Below are 24,286 nucleotides of genomic sequence, written 5' to 3' on the forward strand. Positions count from 1 at the left end.
CTCTCGCAATGCTGCTCGCGCTTCTTCTGCTCGGCGCCTGCGCGCGCGAGGGAGACGCTGTGCGCATCGGCTCGAAGACCTTCACCGAATCCGTCATTCTCTCGAACATTGTCGCCGATCTCGCCGCCGCCTCGGGCGCGCGCGTCATTCGCCGTCCGGCGCTCGGCGGCACGCGGCTCGTCTGGAATGCGCTGCTCTCCGGCGAGATCGACGCCTATCCCGAATATACGGGCACGCTGCGGCAGGAGATTCTCGCCGAGCTGCGGCTCGCCAATGATCGCCAGCTCGCCGACGCGCTCGGCGAGCTCGGCCTGCGCATGAGCCTGCCGCTCGGCTTCGGCAATGGCTATGCGCTGGGAATGCGGCGCGACAAGGCCGAGGCGCTGGGCGTTCGCGATATCTCCGATCTCGCGCGGCATCCTTCGCTCGTCTTCGGCTTGAGCGAGGAATTGCTCGCCCGCGCCGATGGCTGGCCGGCGCTGCGCGCCGCCTATGGGCTCGCCGCGGAGGATGTGCGCGGGCTCGATCACGACATCGCCTATAAGGGTCTCATCGAGGGCGCGATCGATGTCGTCGATCTCTACGCCACCGATCCGCAGATCGCCGATCGGCGCATTCTCGTGCTCATCGACGACCGCAAGCTCTTCGCGGAAAATCGCGCCGTCCTGCTCTATCGCGCCGATCTCGAGCAGCGCGCGCCGCGGGCGGTCATGTCCATGCTGCGGCTCGAGGGCCGCATCGACGCGCCGGCGATGATCGCGATGAATGTCGCGGTGAGGACGGGACTTCGCACAGAACGCGAGGCGGCGGCGAATTTCGTCGCTGCGCAATTCGGCGTCGAGGCGCCGGCGCCTTCGCAGAGCCTCGTCGAGCGCCTGTGGCGACGCACGCGCGAGCATCTCTTTCTCGTCGGCGTCTCGCTCGCGGCGGCGATCCTCGTCGCTGTGCCGCTCGGCGTCGCGGCGGCGAAGCGCCCGCGCCTCGGCCATGCGATTCTCGGCCTCGCCAGCGTGCTGCAGACGATTCCCTCGTTAGCTCTGCTCGTCTTCATGATTCCGCTGCTCGGCATCGGCGCGCCGCCTGCCATCGTCGCGCTCTTCCTCTATAGCCTGCTGCCGATCGTGCGGAATGTCGCGACCGGCCTCACGACGATTCCGCGCGCGATCGAAAATTCGGCGATCGCCATCGGCCTTTCGCCCTGGCGGCGCTTGCTTCTCGTCGAATTGCCGATGGCTTCGCCGGCGATACTCGCGGGGCTGAAGACGGCGGCGGTCATCAATGTCGGCACGGCGACTTTGGGCGCGCTCATCGGCGCCGGCGGCTATGGCCAGGCGATCTTCACCGGCGTGCGGCTGGACAATTTCGCGCTGATCCTCGAGGGCGCGATTCCGGCCGCGCTGATGGCGCTCGCCGTGCAAGGGCTGTTCGATCTCGCCGAGTCGTGGATCGTGCCGAGAGGCTTGCGGCTGAAGGCGAGCGGATGACCTTTTCGCGCAATGTCGGCCGCGTCACTCCTTCGGGAAATCCAGCCGCATCTCGCGATAGCGCTCGGGGTCGTCGGCCCAGTTCTCGCGCACCTTCACGAACAAGAAGAGATGCACCTTCTGCTCGGCGGCCTCCGCGATCTCGCGGCGCGCGGCTTGGCCGATCGCCTTTATGGTGCGGCCGCCTTCGCCGATGACGATCTTCTTCTGCCCGTCGCGTGTGACATAGATCGTCTGCTCTATGCGCGCCGAGCCGTCCTTCTGATTTTGCCAGGAATCGGTCTCGACCGTCGATTGATAGGGCAATTCGTCGTGCAGACGCTCGAAGATTTTTTCGCGCGTGATCTCGGCGGCGAGCAGCCGCAAAGGCGCGTCGGAGAGCTGGTCTTCGGGATAGAGCCAGGGCGAGGGCTTCATCAGCGCGGCGAGCTCGGCTTTGAGATCGGCGACGCCGTCGCCGTTCAGCGCCGAGATCATATAGGTCTCGATGAAATTCGCCTTTTGCGTGAGCGCCGCCGTGAGCGCCAGCAGAGAGTCGCGCGGCACGAGATCGATCTTGTTGAGCGCGAGAATCTTGGGCGCGGAGAGCGCGGCGAGCTTGGCGACGATCTCCTCCACCTCGGGCACGAGGCCGCGGCGCGCGTCGACCAGCAGCACGATGGCGTCGGCGTCGCCGGCGCCGGAGATGGCGCTCGCCACCATGGCGCGGTCCAGCCGACGCTTGGGCGCGAATATGCCGGGCGTGTCCACGAGGATGATCTGCGCCTCGCCCTCCAGCGCAATGCCGCGCACGAGGGCGCGCGTCGTCTGCGCCTTGCGGGAGACGATGGAGACTTTCGCGCCGACGAGCTGATTGAGCAGCGTCGATTTGCCGGCGTTGGGCGCGCCGACCAAGGCGACGAAGCCACAGCTTGTTTCGGTCACGAGAATGCGCCTTTCGATGTTGGCGTGAAGCCCTGGTTCAAGTCAGCGCCCTCACCTCGAGGAGCCGGCGTCTCGAAGGGTCGCGACGCCGCGCGCTGGAGCATCCTTCGAGGCTTTTTGCGTTCCGCAAAAAGCACCTCGGGATGAGGGGATTGTGTTTTCGTGGTCGCGGAGCTGTTTCTCACGCGTCCTCCCGCTCGATCCCCTCGCGGTCGAGAAAGGCTTGGGCGGCGGATTGCTCCGCGGCGCGCTTGGAGGCGCCGGCGCCGCGCGCGGCCTCGAAACCCTCCACCTCCACCGCCACCTCGAAGAAGGGCGCGTGATCCGGCCCGCTGCGCGCGGCCAGCAGATAGCGCGGCGTGGCGAGACGTCGGGCCTGCGCCCATTCCTGCAGCGCGGTCTTGGCGTCGCGCAGCCGGCGCCCCGGCGCGCGCATACGTTCGGCGAAAGCGGCGCGCACCACGGCCTCCGCCGCCTGCGGGCCGCCGTCGAGATAGACCGCGCCGATGATCGCCTCGCACATATCGCCCAATATGGCGCGTTTCTTCCGCCCGCCCGTTTGCGCCTCGCCGTCGCCGAGCCGCATGAAGGGGCCGACGCCCCAGCGCTCGGCGACTTCGGCGCAGGATTCCTTGCGCACGAGATCGGCGAGCCGCCGCGACAATTCGCCCTCGCTCTCCTGCGGGAAATGCTCATAGAGCATATGGGCGACGACGACGCCGAGCACGCGATCGCCGAGAAATTCCAGCCGCTCGTAAGATTCCGGTCGCGCGGCGGAGGCGCTGACATGGGTCAGCGCATGTTCCAGCAGGCCGCGATTGGCGAAGCCATGGCCGACATTCGCCTCGAGAACGGCGAGGTCCTCTCGACTGCGAGCACCCATTTGCGTCTGCTTTTTGCCGAGCGGCGTCAATGCGCCGGCTTGAACAGGCGATCCCATCTGACCGTCCATGGCCAGCGCCAGAAGGCCAGAGCATATTCGTCCTTCTGCACCGAGAAGAAGATGATCTCGGCGCGGCCCACCAGATTTTCGAAGGGCACATAGCCGACGCCGCCTTCTGCCGGCGCGAAGCGCGAATCGGTGGAATTGTCGCGATTGTCGCCCATCATGAAATAATTGTTCGGCGGCACCACGAAGAGTTCGGTGTTGTCCTTATAGCCGTGATCGCCGTCGATCTCGATGATCGTATGGGCGACGCCGCCGGGCAAGGTCTCGATATAGGTCGGGACCTCGGTCTCGCGGCCGTCGCGGCTCTCGTGCTTTTCCCGGGGCTTGGCCTCGCGCGGCACGATCTCGCCATTGAGATAGAGGCGGCCGTCGATCATCTGGACGCGGTCGCCGGGCAGACCGATCACGCGCTTGATGTAATCGGTCTCATTGTCGCGCGGCAGCTTGAACACGACGACGTCGCCGCGCTTGGGCTGCGAGCCGAGCACGCGGCCGGAGAAGAGATCGAGCCGCCAATCGAGATAAGGCACGGAGGGCAGCGAGTAGTTCGAATAGCCATAGGCGTATTTCGAGACGAAGACATAATCGCCGATCAGCAGCGTCGGGATCATCGAGCCCGAGGGAATGTTGAAGGGCTGAAACAGCAGCGTGCGAATGACGAGCGCTATGACCAGCGCCTGGACGATCACCTTGATCGTCTCGAGCAATCCACCTTCGTCGCGCCGTTCGGCGACCGAGACGTTCCTGCTCAAACTGCGTCACTCCCTTTTGGCCGAAGCCGCTTTCGGTCGTCCGTTTCGATTCGTGAGCGAGCCTGAAGGCTCGCGGTCCGGGGCGCGATGGACCGCGAGCCTTCAGGCTCGCTCGCATCGCTCGTCTATCACGTCAGCGCCTCTATGAGAACCTGGGCCTGCGCGAGCGGATATTCGTCGGTCAATGTGAGGTGAATGGCGATCCGCGCGCCCTGCGGCGCGATCTCGGCCAGACGCTCGGCGGCGGCGCCGGTCAGCTCGACCGTCGGCTTGCCGGAGGGCAGATTGACGACCCCCATGGTTTTCCAGGTAATTCCGTCGCTTATGCCGGTGCCGAGCGCCTTGGCGCAGGCCTCCTTGGCGGCGAAGCGCTTGGCGTAGGAGGCCGCGCGGGCGGCGCGTCCTTCCGATTTCTCGCGTTCGACATCGGTGAAGCAGCGGCGGATGAAGCGCTCGCCATAGCGCTCGAGCGCCTGCTCTATGCGGCGAATGTCGCAGAGATCGCTGCCGAAGCCGATGATCATGAATGCCTACTTTGAACTCGCTCGGATCATTTTGAAGTGTCTGAGCGCTGCTTCGATGTGCGGCCGAAACGCCGAGGGACACGGATGGACCCGAGCGGCTCGATCAAAACGGTTGGGAGCCTGCCCTCGCGTAAGTCCGAGTGACGCTTTTACATCAGCGATATAACAGGTCTTTGGAACTCGTCCGTAAGTCTCCTTCACGCGCTCGGCAATTGCTTGGTATGTGGCCATGCTTTCCTCCAAAAATGACTGCCTATAATCCCCGGTTCAAATTACGCCCGCGCCTTCGTCGATCGCCCGGCGCATGGCGCGGATCGATTCGGCGAGGCTGACGAAGACCGCCTCGCCGACGAGGAAATGGCCGATGTTCAGCTCGACGATCTGCGGCAGCGCCGCGATGCGCCGCGCCGTCGCATAGTCCAGCCCATGGCCGGCGTGGCACTCGAGCCCGCGCACCGTCGTATGGGCCGCGGCCGCCACGATGCGGGCGAACTCGCGCTCGGCTGCCTCGAGCTCCCCCACCTCTACCGCATGGCACCAGGCGCCCGTATGCAGCTCGACGACCGGCGCCTTGATCGAAGCCGCGGCGTCGATCGCCTCCGCGCTCGGCTCGATGAAGAGCGAGACGCGAATGCCGGCGCGATTCAGCTCGTCGACGAAGGGGACGAGATGGTCATGGCCGCCGATGACGTCGAGCCCGCCCTCGGTGGTGCGCTCGGTGCGGCGCTCTGGCACCAGGCAGACGGCGTGCGGCTTGGTCTGGAGCGCAATGTCGAGCATCTGCTCGGTCGCGGCCATTTCGAAATTGAGCGGCTTGGAGATTTCCGCCTTCAGCCGCGCCATGTCGGCGTCGCGAATATGGCGGCGATCCTCGCGCAAATGCGCGGTGACGCCGTCGGCGCCGGCCTCGATCGCCAGCAGAGCGGCGCGCACAGGGTCCGGCGAGAGGCCGCCGCGGGCGTTGCGAATGGTGGCGACGTGATCGACATTCACGCCGAGACGTATGCGGCGAGCAGTCATGTTTCCTCACCCGATGACGCGCTCGACCTTGCTGACCAGAGCGCTGGCCCGCAGCCGGGCGATGATGTCGTTCAAATGTTTCAAATCGGCGACTTCGAGATCGAATCGCATCTCACGGAAGTCTGGAGAATGAATGGCGAAGGCGACATTGTCGATATTGGCTCCCGTTTCGCCGATCAGCGTCGCCAGCCCGCCCAGCGTTCCCGGCTCGTTGATCGCCGTCACCACGAGCCGGGCCGGGAAGAGCTCCCGATTTTCCGGGTCGATGTCCCAGCGCACGTCGAGCCAGCGGTCCGGCTGATCGTCGAAGGCGGTCAGCGCCGGCGATTGGATGGGATAGATGGTGATGCCTTCGCCCGGCGTCAGTATGCCGACGATGCGGTCGCCCGGCACGGCGCCGCCCTCGGGCGCGAAGCGCACCGGAACGTCGCCGCGCAGGCCGCGGATCGGAATGGCGCTGGCCTGATCGGAGGCGCCCGGCGCCTTGAACACCACATTGACATTGGACTTCATGCCGAACCAGCCGGGCTCGCCCGGCTCGAGGCGCATCTGCGGGGCGGGTTTGCGCTCCTCGCTGAAATCCGGATAGACGGATTTCACCACATCGCCGGAATAGATCTCGCCGCGGCCGACGGCGGCGAAAGCGTCCTCCAGCGAGGCGCGGGCGAGCCGCGGCAGCGCGGCCTTGAGCTTCTCGTCCGAGACCGGACGCCCGGCGCGCTCGAAGGCGCGAGTGACGATCTGGCGCCCGAGCCCGGCATATTGCATCCGCACGGCCTCGCGCGTCGCGCGGCGGATGGCGGAGCGCGCCTTGCCGGTGACGACGAGCGACTCCCAGGCCGCCGGCGGCACATGGCTCTCGGCGCGAATGATCTCCACCTCGTCGCCATTCTGCAATTGCGACAGCACCGGCGCAATGCGTCCGTTGATCTTGGCGCCGACGGCGGAATCGCCGACGCGCGTATGCACGGCATAGGCGAAATCGATCGGCGTCGCGCCGCGCGGCAGCGCGATCAGCCCGCCCTTGGGCGTGAAGCAGAACACCTGGTCCTGAAACAATTCGAGCCGGGTATGCTCGAGAAACTCCTCCGGACTGTCGCCATGGGCGAGCAGCTCCAGCGTGTCCTGCAGCCATTTGAAGGCGCGGCTCTCCTTGGCCAGCTCCTCCTTGCCCTCGTCGCTGGAGGAATCCTTGTAGAGCGCATGGGCGGCGATGCCGAAACGCGCGATCTCATGCATGGTCGCGGTGCGGATCTGCAGCTCGACGCGCTGATGGCCGGGGCCGATCACAGTGGTGTGAATGGAGCGATAGTCGTTCTGCTTGGGCGTCGAAATATAATCCTTGAACCGCCCCGGCACGCTCGGCCATTTGGTGTGCACTATGCCGAGCGCGCGATAGCAATCCTCGACATCGTCGACGATGATGCGAAAGCCGAAAATATCGGAGAGCTGCTCGAAGGCGATCGACTTGCGCTCCATCTTGCGCCAGACGGAATAGGGCGTCTTCTGCCGCCCGGTGACGGCCGCGTGAATTCCGCGCGTGGCGAACTCCTGCGTCAGCTCCTTCTCGATCTTTTTGATGATGCGGCCATTTTTGGCGCGCAGATCGTGCAGGCGGGATTCGATCGCCTGATAGGCCTCCGGCGTCAAATGGCGGAAGGCGAGGCCTTCCAGCTCCTCGCGCAGGCGCTGCATACCCATGCGGCCGGCGAGCGGCGCATAAATGTCCAGCGTTTCCTGCGCGATGCGCGCGCGCTTTTCCGGCGGCACGAAATGCAGCGTGCGCATATTGTGCAGCCGGTCCGCGAGCTTGACCAGAAGCACGCGCACATCCTCGGCGACGGCGAGCAGGAGCTTGCGGAAATTCTCGCCCTGCGCGGCTTTTTTGGAGACGAGGTCGAGCTTTTCGATCTTGGTCAGCCCATCGACGAGCTTGCCGATCTGCGGGCCGAATAGACGGTTGATCTCGTCGAGCGTCGAGCTCGTGTCCTCCACCGTATCGTGCAGCACGGCGGCGACGATGGTGGCGTCGTCGAGCTTGAGGTCGGTGAGGATCGCCGCCACTTCGAGCGGATGCGAGAAATAAGGGTCGCCGGAGGCGCGCGTCTGCTGGCCATGCGCCTTCATGGCGTAGACATAGGCGCGATTGAGCAGATCCTCGTCGACCTGCGGATTATATTTTCGAACTCGCTCGACGAGCTCGTATTGGCGCATCATAGGCGTCGACCGGCGATCGGGTTGCGCGGATCGTCGGGAGGCGTCGCGGAGCTCACGGGGGAAGATCGGACGGGAGACGGCGCGAGCGCCCGAAACCGGCCGACGGCCGCATTCGAGTTCGATTGTAGAACAGCTCGTCGCCAGTCCCTAGCGTTTTCGGCGGGCGAGGGCGGGGCAATCGGATGAACGCCGAAAGGCGCGCGTCACCCTCCCCATCTCCCCGGCAAAGACTTAGGGTTTCATCCCCTCCCGAGCGCCTTTTCGGGAGCCCCCGCGACGTCATTGCCGGGCTCGCGGCGCGGAATGTGCGAGTTCGATCGCCGATCGGAAAAACGCCCTTTGGCGGGCGATTACTCGCCTTCGTCCTCGACCTCGGCCGGAGGCACGAGACCCTCGAGGCCGCGGAGAAGATCCTCCTCCGTCATACGGTCGAACTGCGCATCGCCGCCGCCGTCGGAATCCGGCACCGTGGCCAAAGACGGCACGGTCTCGGTCTCGGGCTCGTCGACCTCGACATGGCGTTGTAACGAATGGATGAAATCTTCCTTGAGATCATCCGGCGAAAGCGCGGTCTCGGCGATTTCGCGAAGCGCGACGACAGGGTTTTTGTCCTTGTCGCGCTCGACCAGGATCGACTGGCCCGAGGAGATCAGCCGCGCGCGATGCGCCGCGAGCAGGACCAGATCGAAGCGGTTCTCGATTTTGTCGATGCAGTCTTCGACGGTGACGCGCGCCATGACTTCTCGGACTCCTCTAGCGTTCGATCGGTCGGCCTGCTACACTAATTTTTCGGCTCTGGCAATGCGTGGCGTCGCCCCGGGTCTCCTCCCCCTATGGTCGCCGATGTCTATTGCTGTAGTATTTCTCTGCGGAATTTTTGCCTTCCCCTCTTGACGGCCGCCGATACATGGTCGATTTACGACCATAACGAAGGGCGTGACTGTAATGTGACCGATCCTGTACGCAAAAGGCGCGAGTTGCGGCGGCACGCTCGAGGAGCGTGAGGCGGGGGGAGCGACAGCGCTGGATTTGCGTCACTTTAAGAGTCGCGTCACTGTAGAGATGCGTGCTGCCAGTAGGGTCGACAGCGCGCGCGGCAAGCGGCGGCCCCTCGATACTGGACCCATAAGCGAGACCAACAACGATGGCAGACCCGGAACGAATTGCCTTATTCATTGATGGCGCCAACCTCTATGCGACAGCCAAATCGCTCGGATTCGATATCGACTACAAGCGGCTGCTGCGGGAGTTCCAGGGCAAGGGCCGGCTGATTCGCGCCTTCTACTACACGGCGCTGATCGAGGATCAGGAATATTCGTCGATCCGCCCGCTGATCGATTGGCTCGACTACAACGGCTACGCCGTCGTCACCAAGCCGACCAAGGAATTCGTCGATTCGCTCGGCCGCCGCAAGGTGAAGGGCAATATGGACATAGAGCTCGCCGTCGACGCGATGGAGATGGCCGAGCACATCGACCATATGGTGCTGTTCTCCGGCGACGGCGATTTCCGTTCGCTGGTCGAGGCGGTGCAGCGCAAAGGCGTGCGCGTTTCGGTGATCTCGACGATCACCACGCAGCCGCCGATGATCGCCGACGAGCTTCGCCGCCAGGCCGACGAATTCGTCGATCTTATCCATCTCGTCGGCAAGATCGGCCGCGATCCGGGTGAGCGCGCCGAGCGTATGCAGCGTTTCCAGGAGCGCCGGCCACAGCCGGTGACGCCGGGCGGCGCCCCCGACGACGATCACGACGCCTGATCGGCCTCGAAAATCGAATTCACGCGCGGACGAGCCGGGCCCTGATTGCCCGCTCTGTCCGCGCTTGGTCGCGTACAGGCTCGAGCTGCGGGAGCGCCATCCCGATTGGCATAATGCGCCGGTCGCCGAATTCGGGCCGCGAGACGCGCGAATGCTGGTGGTCGGCCTCGCGCCGGGGCGCATGGGCGCCAATCGCACCGGCCGCCCTTTCACCGGCGACGACGCCGGTCGTCTCCTCTATGCGACGCTCGCGGAATTCGGCTTCTGCAGCGGAGTCTATGACGCCCGCGCGGATGACGGCGTCGCGCTCGTCGATTGCCGAATCACCAATGTCCTGCGTTGCGTTCCGCCCGGCAACAAGCCGCTTCCTTCCGAGCTGTCCGCCTGTCGACCCTTTCTATTCGCGACATTTCGCCGGCTGAAACGGGTGCGGCTCATTGTCGCGCTCGGCCGCGTGGCGCATGAGGGCGTGCTGCGCGCCTTCGCGCTGAAGCCGGCCGATTTTCCTTTCGCCCATGGTCGCGAACATAAGATCACAGCGAATACTCGAAAACGATCGATTATTCTTATCGACAGCTATCATTGCTCGCGTCTCAACACCAATACGGGCGCGCTGACGCCGCAGATGTTCAGCGTGATCTTCGCGCGCGCTCGGGGAGTTTTGGACGAATTGCGCTGAGTCCTTCAGCCGCGGTCGCGCAGCAGCCGGCTCTTCTCGCGGCCCCAGTCGCGCTTCTTCTCGACCTCGCGCTTGTCGTGCAGCTTCTTGCCGCGGCCCAGCGCGATCTGCAGCTTGGCGCGGCCGCGCTCGTTGAAATAGAGCTTCATCGGCACGATGGTCATGCCCTCGCGCTCGACGCCCTGCGCCAGCTTGGCGATCTCGCGCTGCTTCAGCAGCAGCTTGCGCAGCCTTTTGGGCTCGTGATTGAAGCGATTGCCGGAGAGATATTCGGGAATAGTGGCGTTGACGAGCCAGACCTCGCCCTTGCGATCGACATGGGCGTAGCTCTCGGCGATGGTCGCCTTGCCGGTGCGCAAAGACTTCACCTCTGTGCCCATCAGCGACAGGCCGGCCTCGAAGGTCTCACCGATCTCATAATCGAAGCGCGCGCGCCGATTGTCGGCGACGACTTTGAAATTGGGCTTTTCCTTCTCGGCCACTTGTTTCGCTTCCCGCGGCTGTCCGCTCAGGCGTCCAGCACGCCGGCGACGACCATCGCGTCGCGAATGGCCTTTTTCGTCGGCTCTGAGGAGGGGACCAGCGGCAGCCGCACCTCTTCGTTCCCGCGGCCGAGCAGAGAGAGGGCGTATTTGGCCCCGGTCACGCCGGCCTCGAGGAAGACCGCCTGCTGCAGGGCGGTCAGGCGGTCCTGCAGCGCGAGAGCGGTTTTGAAATCGCCGGCAAGCGCCGCATTCTGCAGATCGGCGCAGAGCTTCGGCGCGATATTGGAGACCACGGAGATGACGCCGATCGCGCCCACGGCGACGCTCGCCAGAGCGAGAATGTCGTCGCCGGAGAACTGCACGAAGTCCGGCCCGCAGGCGGCGCGCTGCTGGAGAATGCGGCCGACATTGCCGGTCGCGTCCTTGACGCCGGCGATGTTCTCGAGCTCGGCGAGCCGGGCCATTGTGGCGACGCCGATATCGACCACGGAGCGCGGCGGGATGTTGTAGACGATGATCGGAATGGAGATCGCGTTCGCCACCGCCGCGAAGTGCTGGTAGAGGCCTTCCTGATTCGGCTTGTTGTAATAAGGCGTGACGACCAGCACGCCATCGGCGCCGGCTTCCTGCGCATGGCGGGCGAGCTCGATCGCCTCGCGCGTATTGTTGGAGCCCGCGCCGGCGATGACCGGGACGCGGCCGGCGGCCTGGCGGATCACGGTTTCGACGACGGCGCGATGTTCTTCATGGCTCAAAGTCGGGCTCTCGCCCGTCGTACCCACCGGAACCAGACCATGCGTCCCGCTCTCGATCTGCCAGTCGACAAGCGCGCGCAGGGCTGCGTGATCGACCGCGCCATCGGCGAAAGGCGTGACCAGAGCGGTGTAGGATCCTCGGAACACTGGCTTGTCGTTCATCTGCCGTCGCTTTCGCTGCGCCACGCGGGCGCCGTATTCGCCGCGCTTACTGATTGGGACTGGTACGGAGAAATTTTTCGGCTTTCCCGTGCGGCGCCGTTCCGCTCGGGCAGTCTGCGACTGTCATAGCGTCTGGGCGTTTAGGTGAAAAGGGTCCGCGGGCCCCTCCTCACGTTAATCGGCGATCAGCTCGAGCGGTCGGTCGACGCGGAGCGGAAAATTCGAAAATCCCGCGGCTTATCGATTTAGTTGACAGTTCCGCAACGAAATGGCCGCAGGCTGGCCAGGATCGAGTGTTCGGAGGTCGAGTGATCGGAGCGTGAGGCCGATGACGAATCGCCACAGGGGCGCAGCTCGCCTCGTTCTTATAGCGGCCGCCCTGGGCGCGGCGGCGGCCTTTTATCCGGCCATGCAGCGCTCCGACCGCCGCGGTGACGATCCGCCATCCCAGGCCGCCGCCTCGCCGGAGCCTTGGGCGCCGCGCAATTCTGCGCGCGAGGCGATGCATGATTTTCTCGGCGAGGGCGCGGCCGCTCCGGCCGACGCGCGCGCGGCGAGCGTCCTGCGCCGGCCGCCGGAGGGCGACGGCGCCTCTAAGCTGCTCTCCTACGCGCCGGCCGACGGCGGGCTCGATTTCGACGCCCGCGCGCCGCAGCCGCCGGAGGCCGCGGTTCTTCTCGGCCCGGATCAAGAAGCCTTCGGCCGCGCGCTCGCCGCCTACAAGGCCAATGATTTTTCCGGCGGCGATCAGGCGCTCGCGAGCGTCGAGTCGCCGCTCGCCCGCGCCGTCGCGCAATGGGCGGGCTTGCGGCTGCATCCGCGCGAGGCCGGATTCGCGCGCCTGTCGAAATTCCTCGCCGAGCATCCCGAATGGCCGGCTTCGGCCTGGCTGCGCCAGCGCGTCGAGGAGGCGCTCTATGGCGACAAGCATCAAGATCGGCTGATCCTCGATTATTTCGCCGAGCGCCCGCCCAAGACGCCGGCCGGACGGCTGGCGCTCGCCCGCGTCATGGCCCGCCGCGGCGAGCCGCTGGAGGTCGCGGCGCTGATCAAGCCCATGTGGCGGGAGGATGATTTCAACGAGGCGCTGGAAACGGCGGCGCGCAAGGAATTCGCCGATTATCTCGACGTCGCCGACCATAAATATCGCGCCGACCGGCTGCTCTACGCCGAGAAGACCGGGCCGGCGCTGCGCATCGCCGCCCATGCCGGCAAGGATGCGCTCGATCTCGCCCGCGCCCGCGCGCTGGCGATCAATGAGAGCGCCTCGGAAAAAACCTTTTCCGCCCTGCCGGCCGAGGCGCAGAAGGACCCCGGAATCCTCTTCGCGCGCATTCACATGCTGCGCCATCAAAAGAAGCTCGCCGAGGCGGCGGCGCTGCTGCGCACGGCGCCGCGCGATCCGCGCCTCATCGTCGATGGCGACGCCTGGTGGGTGGAGCGCCGGCTCATCTCGCGCAAGCTCATGGATCTCGGGCAATTCCCGCAAGCCTATGAGCTCTGCGCGCAGCATTCGGCGCGTTCGCTCTCCTATCGCGTCGAGGCGGAGTTTCACGCCGGCTGGATCGCCTTGCGCTTTTTGAAGGATCCGGCCAAGGCGCAGCGGCATTTCGAGGAGATCGCCCGCATCGCCGAGACGCCGATTCAAAAATCGCGCGGCGCCTATTGGCTCGCCCGCGCCAAAGAGGTCGATGGCGCGGCCGAGGCGGCGCGGGCTTCTTATGAGACCGCCGCGCTGCAATCGACGACATTCTATGGCCAGCTCGCCCACGCCCGGCTCGGCGGCCATGATTCGCCCTTGCGTCCGACGCCGGAGCCCGCCCGCGGCGACGCCCGCGACGAAGCGGTGCGCGCAGTGGAGCTGCTCTTTGCCGCCGGCGAGAAGGAGATCGCCGCGCAGCTCGCCGCCGACGCCGCCAAATCATTGGTGGGAGAGGCGCAGCTCTCGGCGCTGGCCGATGTGGCGCAACGCCGCCGCGAGGCCAAAATCTCCCTCACCCTCGGCAAGCTCGCCTCCTATCGCGGCATAGCGATAGACGACGCCGCCTTCCCTTCTTTCGGCATCCCCAGTTTCGCGGCGCTGCCGGGCTCGGCCTCGCGGGCCATCGTCTACGCCATCGCCCGGCAAGAGAGCGCCTTCGATCCCAAGGCCGTCTCCAGCGCCGGCGCCATGGGGCTGATGCAGATGATCGCCTCCACCGCGCGTCACACCGCGCAGCAGACGGGGGTCGGTTTCGATCTGAAGCGCATGATCGACGAGCCCGCCTTCAACGCGCGGCTCGGCGCGGCGCATCTCGGCATGCTGCTCGACGAGCACAAGGGCTCCTACATCCTCGCCTTCGCCGCCTATAACGCCGGCGGCAAGAGGGTGAAGGAGTGGATCGACGCCTATGGCGATCCGCGCAAGAACGAGGTTGATCCCATCGATTGGGTGGAGCGCATTCCGATCAGCGAGACGCGCAATTACGTTCAGCGGGTGATCGAGAATCTGACCGTCTATCGCGCCCGCTTCGGCGACCGCGACACACGCGCGCCGCAGGGCGATCTGTGGCGCAAGCAGGCGGCGAATTGAGGGGAGCAGATTTCTCTGCTCCTTTCATTGGCGCGGGCGCGGCCAGCCCCTATATCGAGGTCGCCGAATAATGTGTTTTCGAGCGAAGTGGGAACCGGTTCGCGTGGAGAAAACACGACAGAATAAAGGAATCGAGCGTTTTTCCGGTTCGATCTGAGCCGGAAAAACGCGAGTGGAGCGCACCGTGTCGCAGAAGCACGATATCGACAAGCCCGCCGAGATCGAGATCCTCCCGCCCGAGAGCGAGAGCCGTCCCCGCTACCGTTCGCGCACGCGCATATGGATCGGCGGGACCGAGGGCGTGAAGGTCATCAAGGTCGGGCCGGTGGGCGCCGCTCTGCTGACGCTCGCCAGCGCGGTGATTCTCGCAATGGGGCTCATCTTCTTCGCCAGCGCTTTTCTCGTGCTGCTGCCCATTGCGCTGGTCGTCGGGGCGATCGCCTATCTCACCGGCGCCGGCGGCAATCCCTTCCGCCGCGGCCACTGAGACCAGATTCCGGCTTTGCGGAGCGGGCCGGCGCTGGTAGATAGGGCCATGGTCCTGCGCCGCAGCATACGAATTATTGGCCCGGCCCGCGCTCGAGCGTGATCCAAGCTCGCGCGGCGACCGGGTTCTCGCGCCATTCGCGGCGCCCTTCCGCTTGTTTTCCCTCCCCTTTCGCGCGCCGCCCCGGCTCGGGGCGCAGCCCGCGAGCGCAGCGGTTTCCGATAAGATGAACGAGAAGACCAAAGACAAGGCCCAAGACGACAAAGGCCCCGATTTCTCCAAGAGCCTCTATCTCCCGCAGACGGATTTCCCCATGCGCGCCGGCCTGCCGCAGCGCGAGCCGGAAATCCTCGCGCGCTGGGAGAAGATCGGTCTCTACGCCAAGCTGCGCGAGACGGCCAAGGGACGGCCGAAATTCGTGCTGCATGACGGCCCGCCCTACGCCAATGGCAATATCCATATCGGCCATGCGCTGAACAAGATCCTCAAGGATCTCGTCACCCGCAGCCGTCAGATGGCCGGCAAGGACAGCAATTATGTCCCTGGCTGGGACTGCCATGGCCTGCCGATCGAATGGAAGATCGAGGAGGAGAACTACCGCTCCAAGGGCAAGAAGAAGCCCGACTTCGCCGATCCGGCGGCGATCGTCGCCTTCCGCCAGGAGTGCCGCGCCTATGCGGGGCATTGGCTCTCGGTGCAGCGCGAGGAGTTCAAGCGCCTCGGCGTGACGGGCGATTGGGCCAATCCCTACGCCACGATGAATTTTCCGGCCGAGGCGCATATCGCCCGCGAGTTGATGAAATTCGCCGAGAATGGATTGCTCTATCGCGGGTCCAAGCCGGTGATGTGGAGCGTGGTCGAGAAGACCGCGCTCGCGGAAGCGGAGGTGGAATATGAGGACCATGTCAGCGACACGGTGCATGTCGCCTTTCCGGTGAAGGATGGGCCGGGCGCCGTCGTCATCTGGACGACGACCCCCTGGACGCTGCCGGGTAATCGCGCGATCTCTTATTCGCACAAGATCGCCTATGGCCTCTATCGCGTGACCGCGGCGCCCGAGAATAATTGGGCGAAAGTCGGCGCGACTTATGTGCTCGCCGACAAGCTTGCCGAAGATGTGTTCAAAGCGGCGAAGGTGGACGCTTTCGAGCGTTTGCGCGACGTGCCGGCGCAAGAGCTTTCGAGCTTTGTCGCGGCGCATCCGCTCGCGCATTTGGGATATGATTTCAAAGTGCCGCTGCTCGACGGCGATCACGTCACCGACGACACCGGAACGGGCTTCGTTCATACCGCGCCCGGCCATGGCCGCGAGGACTTCGACATTTGGATGGCGAGCGGGCGTATGCTCGCCGAGCGCGGCATCGATGCGCGCATTCCCTATACGGTCGATGCCGATAGCTTCTATACCGATGAAGCGCCGGGCTTTCCCGGCAAGCGTGTGCTCACCGAGAAGGGCGACAAGGGCGACGCCAATGAGGCGGTGATCCAGGCGCTGGTCGCGGCGGGAAATCTCGTCGCGCGCGGACGGCTGAAGCATCAATATCCGCATTCATGGCGGTCGAAGAAGCCGGTCATCTTCCGCAACACGCCGCAATGGTTCATCGCGCTCGACAAGAAATTCGCGCAGGACGCTGGCGCCGTCGCGAAGGGCGAGGGCGCGCCCGGCGACAATGCGCCCACGCTGCGCGATATTGCGCTCGATGAAATCTCGCGCACGCAATGGGTTCCCGCTGCGGGCGAGAATCGCATTCGCGGCATGATCGCCAATCGGCCGGATTGGGTGGTCTCGCGCCAGCGCGCCTGGGGCGTGCCGATCGCCGTCTTCGTGAAGAAGGGCGGCCACGACATTCTCGTGGACTCGCGCGTGAACGCCCGCATCGTGGACGCCTTCGAGAAGGAGGGCGCCGACGCCTGGTACGAGGAGGGCGCGGCGAAGCGCTTCCTTTCGCCCGACTACGACCCCGAAGATTACGAGAAGATCGACGATGTTCTCGACGTCTGGTTCGACTCGGGCTCGACGCATTCCTTCACGCTCGAAGACCCGGTGCATTTCCCTGGCCTCGCCGGGATCAAACGCAAGCGCGACGGCGGCGCCGACGAGGTGCTCTATCTCGAGGGCTCGGATCAGCATCGCGGCTGGTTCCATTCCTCGCTGCTGGAATCCTGCGGCACGCGCGGCCGCGCGCCCTATGACATCGTGCTGACGCATGGCTTCACGCTCGACGAGCAGGGCCATAAAATGTCGAAGTCGAAGGGCAATGTCGTCGCGCCGCAAAAGGTCATCGCCGACGCCGGCGCCGATATATTGCGCCTGTGGGTGGCGAGCGTCGATTACAGCGATGATCAGCGCATCGGGCCGGAAATCCTCAAGAGCGTCACCGATAATTACCGCAAGCTGCGCAACACCATCCGCTGGATGCTGGGCACGCTCGCGCATTATCGCGCGGAGGAGCGCGTCGCCTATGCCGATCTGCCGGAGCTCGAGCGGCTCGTGCTGCATCGTCTGTCGGAACTCGGCGAGGAGGTCGCTGCGGCCTATGCGGAGTTCGATTACAAGAAGGTCGTCGCGCTGCTGACGCCCTTCCTGACCAGCGATCTCTCGGCCTTCTATTTCGACATTCGCAAGGACGCGCTCTATTGCGATCCGCCGTCGAGCGTGAAGCGCAAGGCGGCGCTGACCGTAGTGGAGGAAGTGTTTCGCGCGGTGACTTTGTGGCTCGCGCCCATCCTCGCCTTCACGGCGGAGGAATCGTGGCTGTCGCGCTACGCCGACGCGGTCTCCGTGCATCTTGAGACCTTCCCCGATCTGCCCGCCGTCTGGCGCGACGAAGCGCTCGCCGCGAAATGGGAGAAGCTGCGCGCCATCCGCTCCGTCGTCACTGGCGCGCTGGAGATCGAGCGCGCGCAAAAGCGCATCGGCTCCTCGCTGGAGGCGGCGCCGCTCGTCCATGTGACCGACGCCGATCTGCGCGCGGCGCTCACGGGTGTGGACTTCGCGGAAATCTGCATCGTGTCGGATATAACGATCGATGCGGGCGAGGGGCCGGCCGAGGCTTTCCGCCTGCCCGAGGTCGCGGGCGTGGCTGTGGTTCCGCGGCGGGCGGAGGGCGTCAAATGCGCCCGGTCCTGGAAATATTTCGACCCCGCGACGGCCGAGCCCGACTTCCCTGGCGTCACGCCCCGCGACGCGCAGGCGCTGCGGGAGCTGACGGCGGCGGGCAAATGGCCGGCGTAAGGGTTTCTTCGTCCCTGGCCGCTAGCCTCTATCTACGTGCGCGCCCCTTCTCCCACTCGTGGGAGAAGGGGCGCGCAAATCGACTCGGCCAGGGAGAGACGAAGTGAGGGTTCCTGTCGCTTTCCTCGCCGAGAGGATCGCTGATTTGTCAGTTGGCCTCTTCCTGCTCGCGGGTCTCGCGGCGCCCGCTTCCGCCGCCCCGATCTGCCGCCTCATCGTCGAGGCGGAGACCGGCGCTACGCTCGTGCGGGAAGGCGCCGAATGCGAGCGGCGCAACAGCCCGGCCTCGACTTTCAAGATACCGCTCGCGCTCATCGGTTATGAGGCCGGCCTTCTCATCGACGCGCATTCACCTGCGTTGCCTTACAAAGAAAAATACGCAGCTTGGCGCGAGAGCTGGAAAACGACGATCGACCCGACGAGCTGGCTGAGCGAATCCGTCGTCTGGTATTCCCAGGAACTCGCCGAGCGGCTCGGAGCCGCAGGTTTCAGTGAGGCCATCGAGAGACTCGGGTATGGCAATCGCGACGTCTCCGGCGATCCTGGTCGCAACAACGGCCTCACTCATGCCTGGCTCAGCTCGTCTCTGGCGATCTCGCCTGATGAGCAGGTCGCTTTTCTACGCAGGCTGCTCGACTATCGCCTTCCGTTTTCGAGACGCGCGATCGACCAGACGGTCGCGATCATTCCGAGCTTTCGGCTCGCCGACGGCGGGCTCGCGCGCGGCAAGACTGGAACCGGAACACCCACGGGTCCGCACGGCCCGAGCGCCGATCGCCAATTCGGCTGGTTCGTCGGCTGGGCGGAGAAAGGAGGCCGCAAAATCCTCTTTGCCGAGCTCATCGATGAGGTGGCGAAGAGCGAAGAGCCGGCTGGTTTTCGCGCGCGGGCCGATATGCTCGACTTTTTGCCGCGATTCTTGGAGACGCGATCCCTCGGAGCGACGAAGTGAAGGTTCTCGCCGCCTTCCTCGCCAACACCATCGCAAACTTCCTCATCGGCCTGCTCGTCGCCAAATTCCTCGGGCCGGAGGAATATGGCCGTTTCGCGCTCGCCTTCGCGATCGGCGTCGTCATTCAGACCGGCGCCTTCGACTGGATGCGCCTCTCGGCGACGCGCTTTTATTCGACGCGCGTGCGCGAGGCGGAGCCGGCCATACGTGCCACGCTGGATTTCGCCTATCTCGCGACCACGGCGGCGCTCATCCTCTGCGGCGGCCTCTTCCTCTTCATCGCGCCGCCCTTCGCGCTCGGCGACATTCTCATCGCTCTGGCCTTGGCGACGGCGGCGATCAATGGGCTCTTCGATTATTCCACCGCTCTGCTGCGCGCGCGCTTCGAGGACAAGAGCTATAGCCGCGTCGTTCTCGCCAAGAATATTCTCGCGCTCGCCCTCACTGGCGGCGGCGCGTTCCTCTTCCATTCGGCCGGAATGGCGATCGCCGGCAGCCTCGCCAGCCTCTTCGGCGCCGTGCTCACCGCGCGCGCCTCGCTGAAGGACCCCGGCGCCTCGCCGCGCGGCGCGCGCATGGCGACGGCGCGCACGCTCATCGCCTATAGCGCGCCCATCGTCGCGGCGAACATGCTCTATCAATCGGTGCCGCTGGCGGCGCGGGCGCTCGTCACCGCCTATTACGGCTTCGCCGAGACGGGGCAATTCTCGCTGGCCTATGATCTCGGCATTCGCGCCATTTTCGCCATGGGCTCGGCGCTGGATGTGCTGCTGTTCCAGATCGCCGTCGCCGCCCATGAGCGGCACGGCGCCGAGAAGGGCAAGGAGCAGATCGCCCGCAATATGACGATCGTCGCGGCCTTTCTGCTGCCCGCCTGCGCCGGCATCTGGCTCACAATGCCCTCGATCGAGGCGCTGATCGTGCCGCCGCAATTTCGCGGGCCGTTCGGCCATTATCTCGATTTGCTGCTGCCCGGCCTCTTCGCCATGGGGCTCATTCAATTCGCGGTCAATCCGGTGTTTCAGATCGAGAAGAAGACGGCGCCGCTCATCGGCGCGGCCTTTGTCGCGGTGGTCTCGGGTCTCGTCCTCGCCTTTCTCATCCCGCGCGGCGCGGACGCCTCCAGCCTGGCGCTCGCCCAATGCGGCGCCTATGTGGCGGCGCTCGTCACGCTGGTTCTCTTCGCGGCGCGCACCTCGCCGCAATGGCCGCGCGGACGCGACCTGTTCGGCGCGCTGGCGGCGACCGGGGGGATGGTTGCGGCGCTGCATCCGCTCGCCGGCCTCAAGCCCGGCATTCTCACTCTGCTCCTGCAGGTCGGGGTCGGCGGCTTCGTCTATTGCGGCGCAGTGCTGGCGCTCGACATAGCCGGGCTGCGCGGCCTCGCGCTCTCCCGCATCGGCCCCATATTGGCCAGAGCTCGGGCCGCGCTATAAATTGGGTCGAGGCCGAGCGGCATCGCTCGGAATCAGTGGCGGCGCAGCTGGGGGAGAATAGTCGAGATGGTGCTGCCGCTACACGACGACGCGCCGCTCCATTATGTGCGGCGGCCTTATGTCAATTGGACGCTGATGGCGATCAACATCGCCGTCTTCGTCGCCGTGTTCAGCGAATCTTTCGGCGATCCACTCACTGTGGTGCGCGGTTTCGGCCTCATACCGGCGGTGCTGTTCGGCCGCGCCGAGCTCGCCCCCTGGATCGTCACGCCGGGACCCGAGTGGACGCTGCTGACCAGCCTCTTTTTCCATTCCGGCCTGGGCCATCTCGCGGGAAACATGATCTTTCTCTATGTCTTCGGCGATAATGTCGAGGACGCCATGGGGTCCGCCGGCTATCTCGTCTTCTATATTCTGTGCGGCGTCTCCGCCGCCATGCTGTTCGCAGTGGGCGCGCCGCTCACCATCACGCCGCTCGTCGGCGCCTCCGGGGCGATCTCCGGCGTTTGCGCCGCCTTCATCCTGCTCTATCCGCGCTCGACCATTTTCGGCCTCGTCGCCGGGATCATTCCGATCCATGCGCCCGCCTCGCTGTTCGTCGGCACATGGATTCTCTTTCAGCTCTTCAATGCGCTGACCGACGATCAGGGCAATGTCGGCTGGTGGGCGCATATCGGCGGCATATTGGCCGGGCTCGTTCTGACGCCGCTGTTCAAGCGGCGCGGCGTGCAATGGTTCGGTCCGCGCAGATTCGAGGGGCCCTGGGGATGAAAAGCGCGGCGCCGAGAGTTTGACAGGGCAGCGAGCCGAGGCTACCAGAGCGTCTTCCGAGCTTTCCGCGCGCGCCTCGCGCCGCGCGGGGCTAATTCGTTCTCGACGCGGCGCTCGAAAAAGCCGATCGGGGCCTTTCGGCCACAGAGCGCGATTTTTCGAAACAATCGAGACGAAGGTCAATCTCGCCGGGAGTTGCGCGATGAAGGTTCTCGTGCCCGTCAAACGGGTGGTCGACTACAATGTGAAGATCAGGGTCAAGCCGGACGGTTCGGGCGTCGACGTCGCCAATGTGAAATTTTCGATGAATCCTTTCGACGAGATCGCCGTCGAGGAGGCCATTCGCCTGAAAGAGGCCGGCAAGGCGACGGAAGTCGTGCTCGTCACCATCGGCCCGGCCAAGGCGGACGAGACCTTGCGGTCCGGCATGGCCATCGGCGCCGACCGCGGCATTCACGTCAAGACCGACGAGCTGGTCGAGCCGCTCGCGGTGGCCAAGATTCTCGCCAAGATCGTCGCCGAGGAGGCTCCCGGCCTCGTCATTCTCGGCAAGCAGGCGATCGACGACGACAGCAACCAGACCGGCCAGATGCTCGCCGCTCTGCTCGGCTGGGGCCAGGGCACTTTCGCCTCCAAGGTGGAGATCACTGAGGGCTCCGTGGATGTGACGCGCGAGGTCGATGGCGGCCTGCAGACGGTGACGCTGAAGCTGCCGGCGGTGGTGACGACGGATCTGCGCCTCAACGAGCCGCGCTACGCCAGCCTGCCGAACATCATCAAGGCGAAGAAGAAAGAGGTCGCGGCCAAGACCCCGGCCGATTACGGCGTCGACATCACGCCGCGCCTCGAGGTGCTGAAGACGGCCGAGCCGCCGGCCCGCAAGGCCGGCATCAAGGTCGGCTCCGTCCCCGAATTGCTGGAAAAGCTCAAGACTGCGGGAGTTCTGTAAATGACGGCGCTCATCGTCGCGGAAGTCACAGAGTCCGCGCTCGCCCCCTCCACCGCCAAGGCGCTGACGGCGGCGCTGCAGATCGGCGGCGGCGTCCATATTCTCGTCGCGGGCAAGAATGTCGGCCCGGCGGCCGAGGCCGCGGCCAAGCTCTCGGGCGTCGAGAAAGTGCTCGTCGCCGACGGCGCGGCCTATGGCCATCATCTGGCCGAGCCGCTGGCGGCGCTGATCGTCGGCCTCGCCGGCGGTTATGACGCCATTCTCGCGCCTTCGACCTCCAGCTCGAAGAATGTGCTGCCGCGCGTCGCCGCTCTGCTCGACGTGGCGCAGGTATCGGACATCATCAAGGTCGTCTCCGCCGACACGTTCGAACGGCCGATCTACGCCGGCAACGCCATTCAGACCGTGCGGTCCAAGGACGCCAAAAAGGTCATCACCGTGCGCACCGCCTCCTTCACGGCGACGGGCGAGGGCGGCTCGGCGGCGATCGAGGCGATCGGCGCGGGCTCCGATCCTTCGGTGTCGAGCTTCAAGAGCGAGGCGCTGGCCAAGTCCGAGCGGCCGGAGCTGACGGCGGCCAAGATCATCGTCTCGGGCGGCCGCGGTCTCGCGAGCTCGGAGAATTTCAAGGAATATATCGAGCCTGTGGCGACCCGCCTCGGCGCGGCCATCGGCGCCTCGCGCGCGGCGGTCGACGCCGGCTATGCCCCCAATGATCTGCAGGTCGGCCAGACCGGCAAGGTGGTGGCGCCGGACCTCTATGTCGCCATCGGCATCTCTGGCGCGATCCAGCATCTCGCCGGCATGAAGGACTCCAAGGTCATCGTTGCGATCAACAAGGACGAGGAGGCGCCGATCTTCCAGGTGGCCGACTATGGCCTCGTGGCGGATCTCTTCCCGACCTTGAAGGAGCTCGACGCCGAGCTGGCCAAGGCCGGCCGCTGAGGGGGTTGGGGCTCTTTTCCCGCTCGCGCGCGCAGCGAGCGGCGGAAACCGGTGGGGGCGACGTCGCAAATATCTGGCGCCGCTCTCGATTCCCGGTCGGGCCGGCGGCCCGCCGGGATTGACGCCCTCCCAGGTCAGGGTGATGAAGCCGCTTGTTTCGCTGCGGTGCAAACGCCGGTTTTCACAAAGGCCGAACGCGCGCTATACTGAATTGGAAGCGTCCCGCTTCTCGCTGGTGGTGTTCGAAAGATGGGCTCTGAAATTCGCAAGATCGGCATTGTCGGCGCCGGGCAGATGGGCAAGGGCATCGCTCAGGTCTGCGCGGTCGCGGGTTTCGACGTGGCGCTCAACGACCTCTCCGAGAGCCGCATCGACGCTGGCCTGGACGATATAGCCTCGCATCTCGCCAAGGCGGTGGAGCGCGGCCAGATCGACGAGGACGCCCGCAAGGCCGCCGTCGCCCGCATCCATCCGGCCAAGGATTACGCGGCTTTTTCGGACAGCGACCTCGTGATCGAGGCCGCCACCGAGAATGAGGAGGTCAAGCGCGGCATCCTCACCGAGCTCGGCCCCAAGCTGCGGCCGGGCGCCTTCATCGGCACCAACACCTCCTCCATCTCCATCACCCGCCTCGCCGCGGTGACGGGACGGCCGGAACAGTTCATCGGCATTCATTTCATGAATCCGGTGCCGAAGATGCAGCTCGTCGAGGTGATTCGCGGCATCGCCACCGAGGATAAGACCTTCGAGGCGGCCAAGCAGTTCATCGGCGAGCTCGGCAAGACGGTGACGGTGTCGGAGGATTTTCCGGCCTTCATCGTCAATCGCATCCTGCTGCCGATGATAAACGAGGCGATCTACACGCTCTATGAGGGCGTCGGCTCGGTGGAGGCGATCGACACGGCGATGAAGCTCGGTGCCAATCATCCGATGGGCCCGCTGCAGCTCGCCGATTTCATCGGGCTCGACGTCTGCCTCTCGGTGATGCAGGTGCTGCACGAGGGGCTCGCCGATTCGAAATACCGCCCCTGCCCGCTGCTGGTGAAATATGTCGAGGCCGGCTGGCTCGGCCGCAAGACGCAGCGCGGCTTCTACGATTACCGCAGCGGCACGCCCGTCCCGACCCGCTGAGGCGGATTCCGGCTCATTCGGAGAAGCGAGCCCGAAGGCTCGCTCAAAAACCCTTCACTTTCGATGAAGCGGACGAGCGCGGCCGTCGCCGCGCGCCG

Annotated in this window: 21 protein-coding genes; 12 read left to right on the forward strand and 9 right to left on the reverse strand. The window is 65.4% G+C overall.

The window, feature by feature from the left end; all coding sequences use genetic code 11:
• Positions 1 to 8: 8 nt before the first annotated feature.
• Positions 9 to 1,484 (forward strand): glycine betaine ABC transporter substrate-binding protein, encoded by a 1,476-nt coding sequence (locus C5689_RS02515; RefSeq protein WP_108915702.1) that lies wholly within the window; start codon positions 9 to 11, stop codon positions 1,482 to 1,484.
• A gap of 24 nt (positions 1,485 to 1,508) precedes the next feature.
• On the opposite strand, the gene era is transcribed toward C5689_RS02515, so the two are convergent.
• The 7 genes from era to rpoZ all read right to left on the reverse strand — a co-directional run bounded on the left by era (position 1,509) and on the right by rpoZ (position 8,607).
• Positions 1,509 to 2,408 carry a GTPase Era gene (gene era, locus C5689_RS02520; RefSeq protein WP_108915703.1) on the reverse strand — a complete coding sequence of 300 codons (900 nt, stop codon included), beginning with the start codon at positions 2,406 to 2,408 and terminating at the stop codon, positions 1,509 to 1,511.
• Between the two features lie 181 nt (positions 2,409 to 2,589).
• On the reverse strand, positions 2,590 to 3,291 hold the full coding sequence (gene rnc / locus C5689_RS02525) for a ribonuclease III (RefSeq protein WP_108915824.1): 702 nt from the start codon (positions 3,289 to 3,291) through the stop codon (positions 2,590 to 2,592).
• A 26-nt stretch (positions 3,292 to 3,317) separates the two neighbouring features.
• Positions 3,318 to 4,109 (reverse strand): signal peptidase I, encoded by a 792-nt coding sequence (lepB, locus tag C5689_RS02530; RefSeq protein ID WP_108915704.1) that lies wholly within the window; start codon positions 4,107 to 4,109, stop codon positions 3,318 to 3,320.
• 128 nt (positions 4,110 to 4,237) lie between these two features.
• Positions 4,238 to 4,633: a holo-ACP synthase gene (acpS, locus tag C5689_RS02535; RefSeq protein ID WP_108915705.1), complete on the reverse strand. Its 396-nt coding sequence runs from the start codon at positions 4,631 to 4,633 to the stop codon at positions 4,238 to 4,240.
• Positions 4,634 to 4,900: 267 nt separating this feature from the next.
• Positions 4,901 to 5,653, reverse strand: coding sequence for a pyridoxine 5'-phosphate synthase (locus C5689_RS02545; protein ID WP_108915706.1), 753 nt, complete (start codon positions 5,651 to 5,653; stop codon positions 4,901 to 4,903).
• Between the two features lie 6 nt (positions 5,654 to 5,659).
• Positions 5,660 to 7,870, reverse strand: coding sequence for a RelA/SpoT family protein (locus C5689_RS02550; protein ID WP_108915707.1), 2,211 nt, complete (start codon positions 7,868 to 7,870; stop codon positions 5,660 to 5,662).
• Between the two features lie 350 nt (positions 7,871 to 8,220).
• Positions 8,221 to 8,607 (reverse strand): DNA-directed RNA polymerase subunit omega, encoded by a 387-nt coding sequence (rpoZ, locus tag C5689_RS02555; RefSeq protein WP_108915708.1) that lies wholly within the window; start codon positions 8,605 to 8,607, stop codon positions 8,221 to 8,223.
• A 407-nt stretch (positions 8,608 to 9,014) separates the two neighbouring features.
• Between rpoZ and C5689_RS02560 the strand changes: the two genes are divergently transcribed.
• A complete protein-coding gene (locus C5689_RS02560) occupies positions 9,015 to 9,629 on the forward strand; it encodes a LabA-like NYN domain-containing protein (RefSeq protein ID WP_108915709.1) in 615 nt (204 codons plus the stop codon).
• Between the two features lie 64 nt (positions 9,630 to 9,693).
• Positions 9,694 to 10,308 (forward strand): uracil-DNA glycosylase, encoded by a 615-nt coding sequence (locus C5689_RS02565; protein ID WP_244594551.1) that lies wholly within the window; start codon positions 9,694 to 9,696, stop codon positions 10,306 to 10,308.
• A 5-nt stretch (positions 10,309 to 10,313) separates the two neighbouring features.
• Here the strand turns inward: C5689_RS02565 and smpB are convergent, their stop codons facing one another.
• Positions 10,314 to 10,790 carry an SsrA-binding protein SmpB gene (gene smpB / locus C5689_RS02570; RefSeq protein ID WP_108915711.1) on the reverse strand — a complete coding sequence of 159 codons (477 nt, stop codon included), beginning with the start codon at positions 10,788 to 10,790 and terminating at the stop codon, positions 10,314 to 10,316.
• A 26-nt stretch (positions 10,791 to 10,816) separates the two neighbouring features.
• Positions 10,817 to 11,710, reverse strand: coding sequence for a 4-hydroxy-tetrahydrodipicolinate synthase (gene dapA / locus C5689_RS02575; RefSeq protein WP_108915712.1), 894 nt, complete (start codon positions 11,708 to 11,710; stop codon positions 10,817 to 10,819).
• 328 nt (positions 11,711 to 12,038) lie between these two features.
• Here dapA and C5689_RS02580 point away from each other — a divergent pair, with 328 nt between their 5' ends.
• The 9 genes from C5689_RS02580 (at position 12,039) to C5689_RS02620 (ending at position 24,188) form a co-directional block, all read left to right on the forward strand.
• Positions 12,039 to 14,282 (forward strand): lytic transglycosylase domain-containing protein, encoded by a 2,244-nt coding sequence (locus C5689_RS02580; RefSeq protein WP_108915713.1) that lies wholly within the window; start codon positions 12,039 to 12,041, stop codon positions 14,280 to 14,282.
• 184 nt (positions 14,283 to 14,466) lie between these two features.
• Positions 14,467 to 14,769: a hypothetical protein gene (locus C5689_RS02585; RefSeq protein ID WP_108915826.1), complete on the forward strand. Its 303-nt coding sequence runs from the start codon at positions 14,467 to 14,469 to the stop codon at positions 14,767 to 14,769.
• Positions 14,770 to 14,995: 226 nt separating this feature from the next.
• A complete protein-coding gene (gene ileS / locus C5689_RS02590) occupies positions 14,996 to 18,004 on the forward strand; it encodes an isoleucine--tRNA ligase (protein WP_108915827.1) in 3,009 nt (1,002 codons plus the stop codon).
• 145 nt (positions 18,005 to 18,149) lie between these two features.
• A complete protein-coding gene (gene blaOXA, locus C5689_RS02595; RefSeq protein WP_108915828.1) occupies positions 18,150 to 18,956 on the forward strand; it encodes a class D beta-lactamase in 807 nt (268 codons plus the stop codon).
• Positions 18,953 to 20,392 carry a lipopolysaccharide biosynthesis protein gene (locus C5689_RS02600; protein WP_108915714.1) on the forward strand — a complete coding sequence of 480 codons (1,440 nt, stop codon included), beginning with the start codon at positions 18,953 to 18,955 and terminating at the stop codon, positions 20,390 to 20,392. Before blaOXA ends, C5689_RS02600 begins: the two co-directional genes overlap by 4 nt.
• A 66-nt stretch (positions 20,393 to 20,458) precedes the next feature.
• A complete protein-coding gene (locus C5689_RS02605; RefSeq protein WP_108915715.1) occupies positions 20,459 to 21,163 on the forward strand; it encodes a rhomboid family intramembrane serine protease in 705 nt (234 codons plus the stop codon).
• 202 nt (positions 21,164 to 21,365) lie between these two features.
• A complete protein-coding gene (locus C5689_RS02610) occupies positions 21,366 to 22,112 on the forward strand; it encodes an electron transfer flavoprotein subunit beta/FixA family protein (RefSeq protein WP_108915716.1) in 747 nt (248 codons plus the stop codon).
• Positions 22,113 to 23,057 (forward strand): electron transfer flavoprotein subunit alpha/FixB family protein, encoded by a 945-nt coding sequence (locus C5689_RS02615; RefSeq protein WP_108915717.1) that lies wholly within the window; start codon positions 22,113 to 22,115, stop codon positions 23,055 to 23,057. It begins immediately after the preceding gene.
• 249 nt (positions 23,058 to 23,306) lie between these two features.
• A complete protein-coding gene (locus C5689_RS02620) occupies positions 23,307 to 24,188 on the forward strand; it encodes a 3-hydroxybutyryl-CoA dehydrogenase (protein WP_108915718.1) in 882 nt (293 codons plus the stop codon).
• Positions 24,189 to 24,286 lie beyond the last annotated feature (98 nt).

Source organism: Methylosinus sporium, assembly GCF_003113265.1.
Classification (GTDB): Bacteria; Pseudomonadota; Alphaproteobacteria; order Rhizobiales; family Beijerinckiaceae; genus Methylosinus; species Methylosinus sporium.

Coding starts and splice junctions, on each gene's coding strand:
- C5689_RS02560 (WP_108915709.1), top strand. CDS start 9,015: ATGGCAGACCCGGAACGAATTGCCTTATTCATTGATGGCGCCAACCTC.
- C5689_RS02605 (WP_108915715.1), top strand. CDS start 20,459: ATGGTGCTGCCGCTACACGACGACGCGCCGCTCCATTATGTGCGGCGG.
- C5689_RS02610 (WP_108915716.1), top strand. CDS start 21,366: ATGAAGGTTCTCGTGCCCGTCAAACGGGTGGTCGACTACAATGTGAAG.
- C5689_RS02620 (WP_108915718.1), top strand. CDS start 23,307: ATGGGCTCTGAAATTCGCAAGATCGGCATTGTCGGCGCCGGGCAGATG.
- rpoZ (WP_108915708.1), bottom strand. CDS start 8,607: ATGGCGCGCGTCACCGTCGAAGACTGCATCGACAAAATCGAGAACCGC.
- rnc (WP_108915824.1), bottom strand. CDS start 3,291: ATGGGTGCTCGCAGTCGAGAGGACCTCGCCGTTCTCGAGGCGAATGTC.
- C5689_RS02515 (WP_108915702.1), top strand. CDS start 9: ATGCTGCTCGCGCTTCTTCTGCTCGGCGCCTGCGCGCGCGAGGGAGAC.
- C5689_RS02580 (WP_108915713.1), top strand. CDS start 12,039: ATGACGAATCGCCACAGGGGCGCAGCTCGCCTCGTTCTTATAGCGGCC.
- C5689_RS02545 (WP_108915706.1), bottom strand. CDS start 5,653: ATGACTGCTCGCCGCATACGTCTCGGCGTGAATGTCGATCACGTCGCC.
- dapA (WP_108915712.1), bottom strand. CDS start 11,710: ATGAACGACAAGCCAGTGTTCCGAGGATCCTACACCGCTCTGGTCACG.
- ileS (WP_108915827.1), top strand. CDS start 14,996: ATGAACGAGAAGACCAAAGACAAGGCCCAAGACGACAAAGGCCCCGAT.
- C5689_RS02615 (WP_108915717.1), top strand. CDS start 22,113: ATGACGGCGCTCATCGTCGCGGAAGTCACAGAGTCCGCGCTCGCCCCC.
- acpS (WP_108915705.1), bottom strand. CDS start 4,633: ATGATCATCGGCTTCGGCAGCGATCTCTGCGACATTCGCCGCATAGAG.
- C5689_RS02550 (WP_108915707.1), bottom strand. CDS start 7,870: ATGATGCGCCAATACGAGCTCGTCGAGCGAGTTCGAAAATATAATCCG.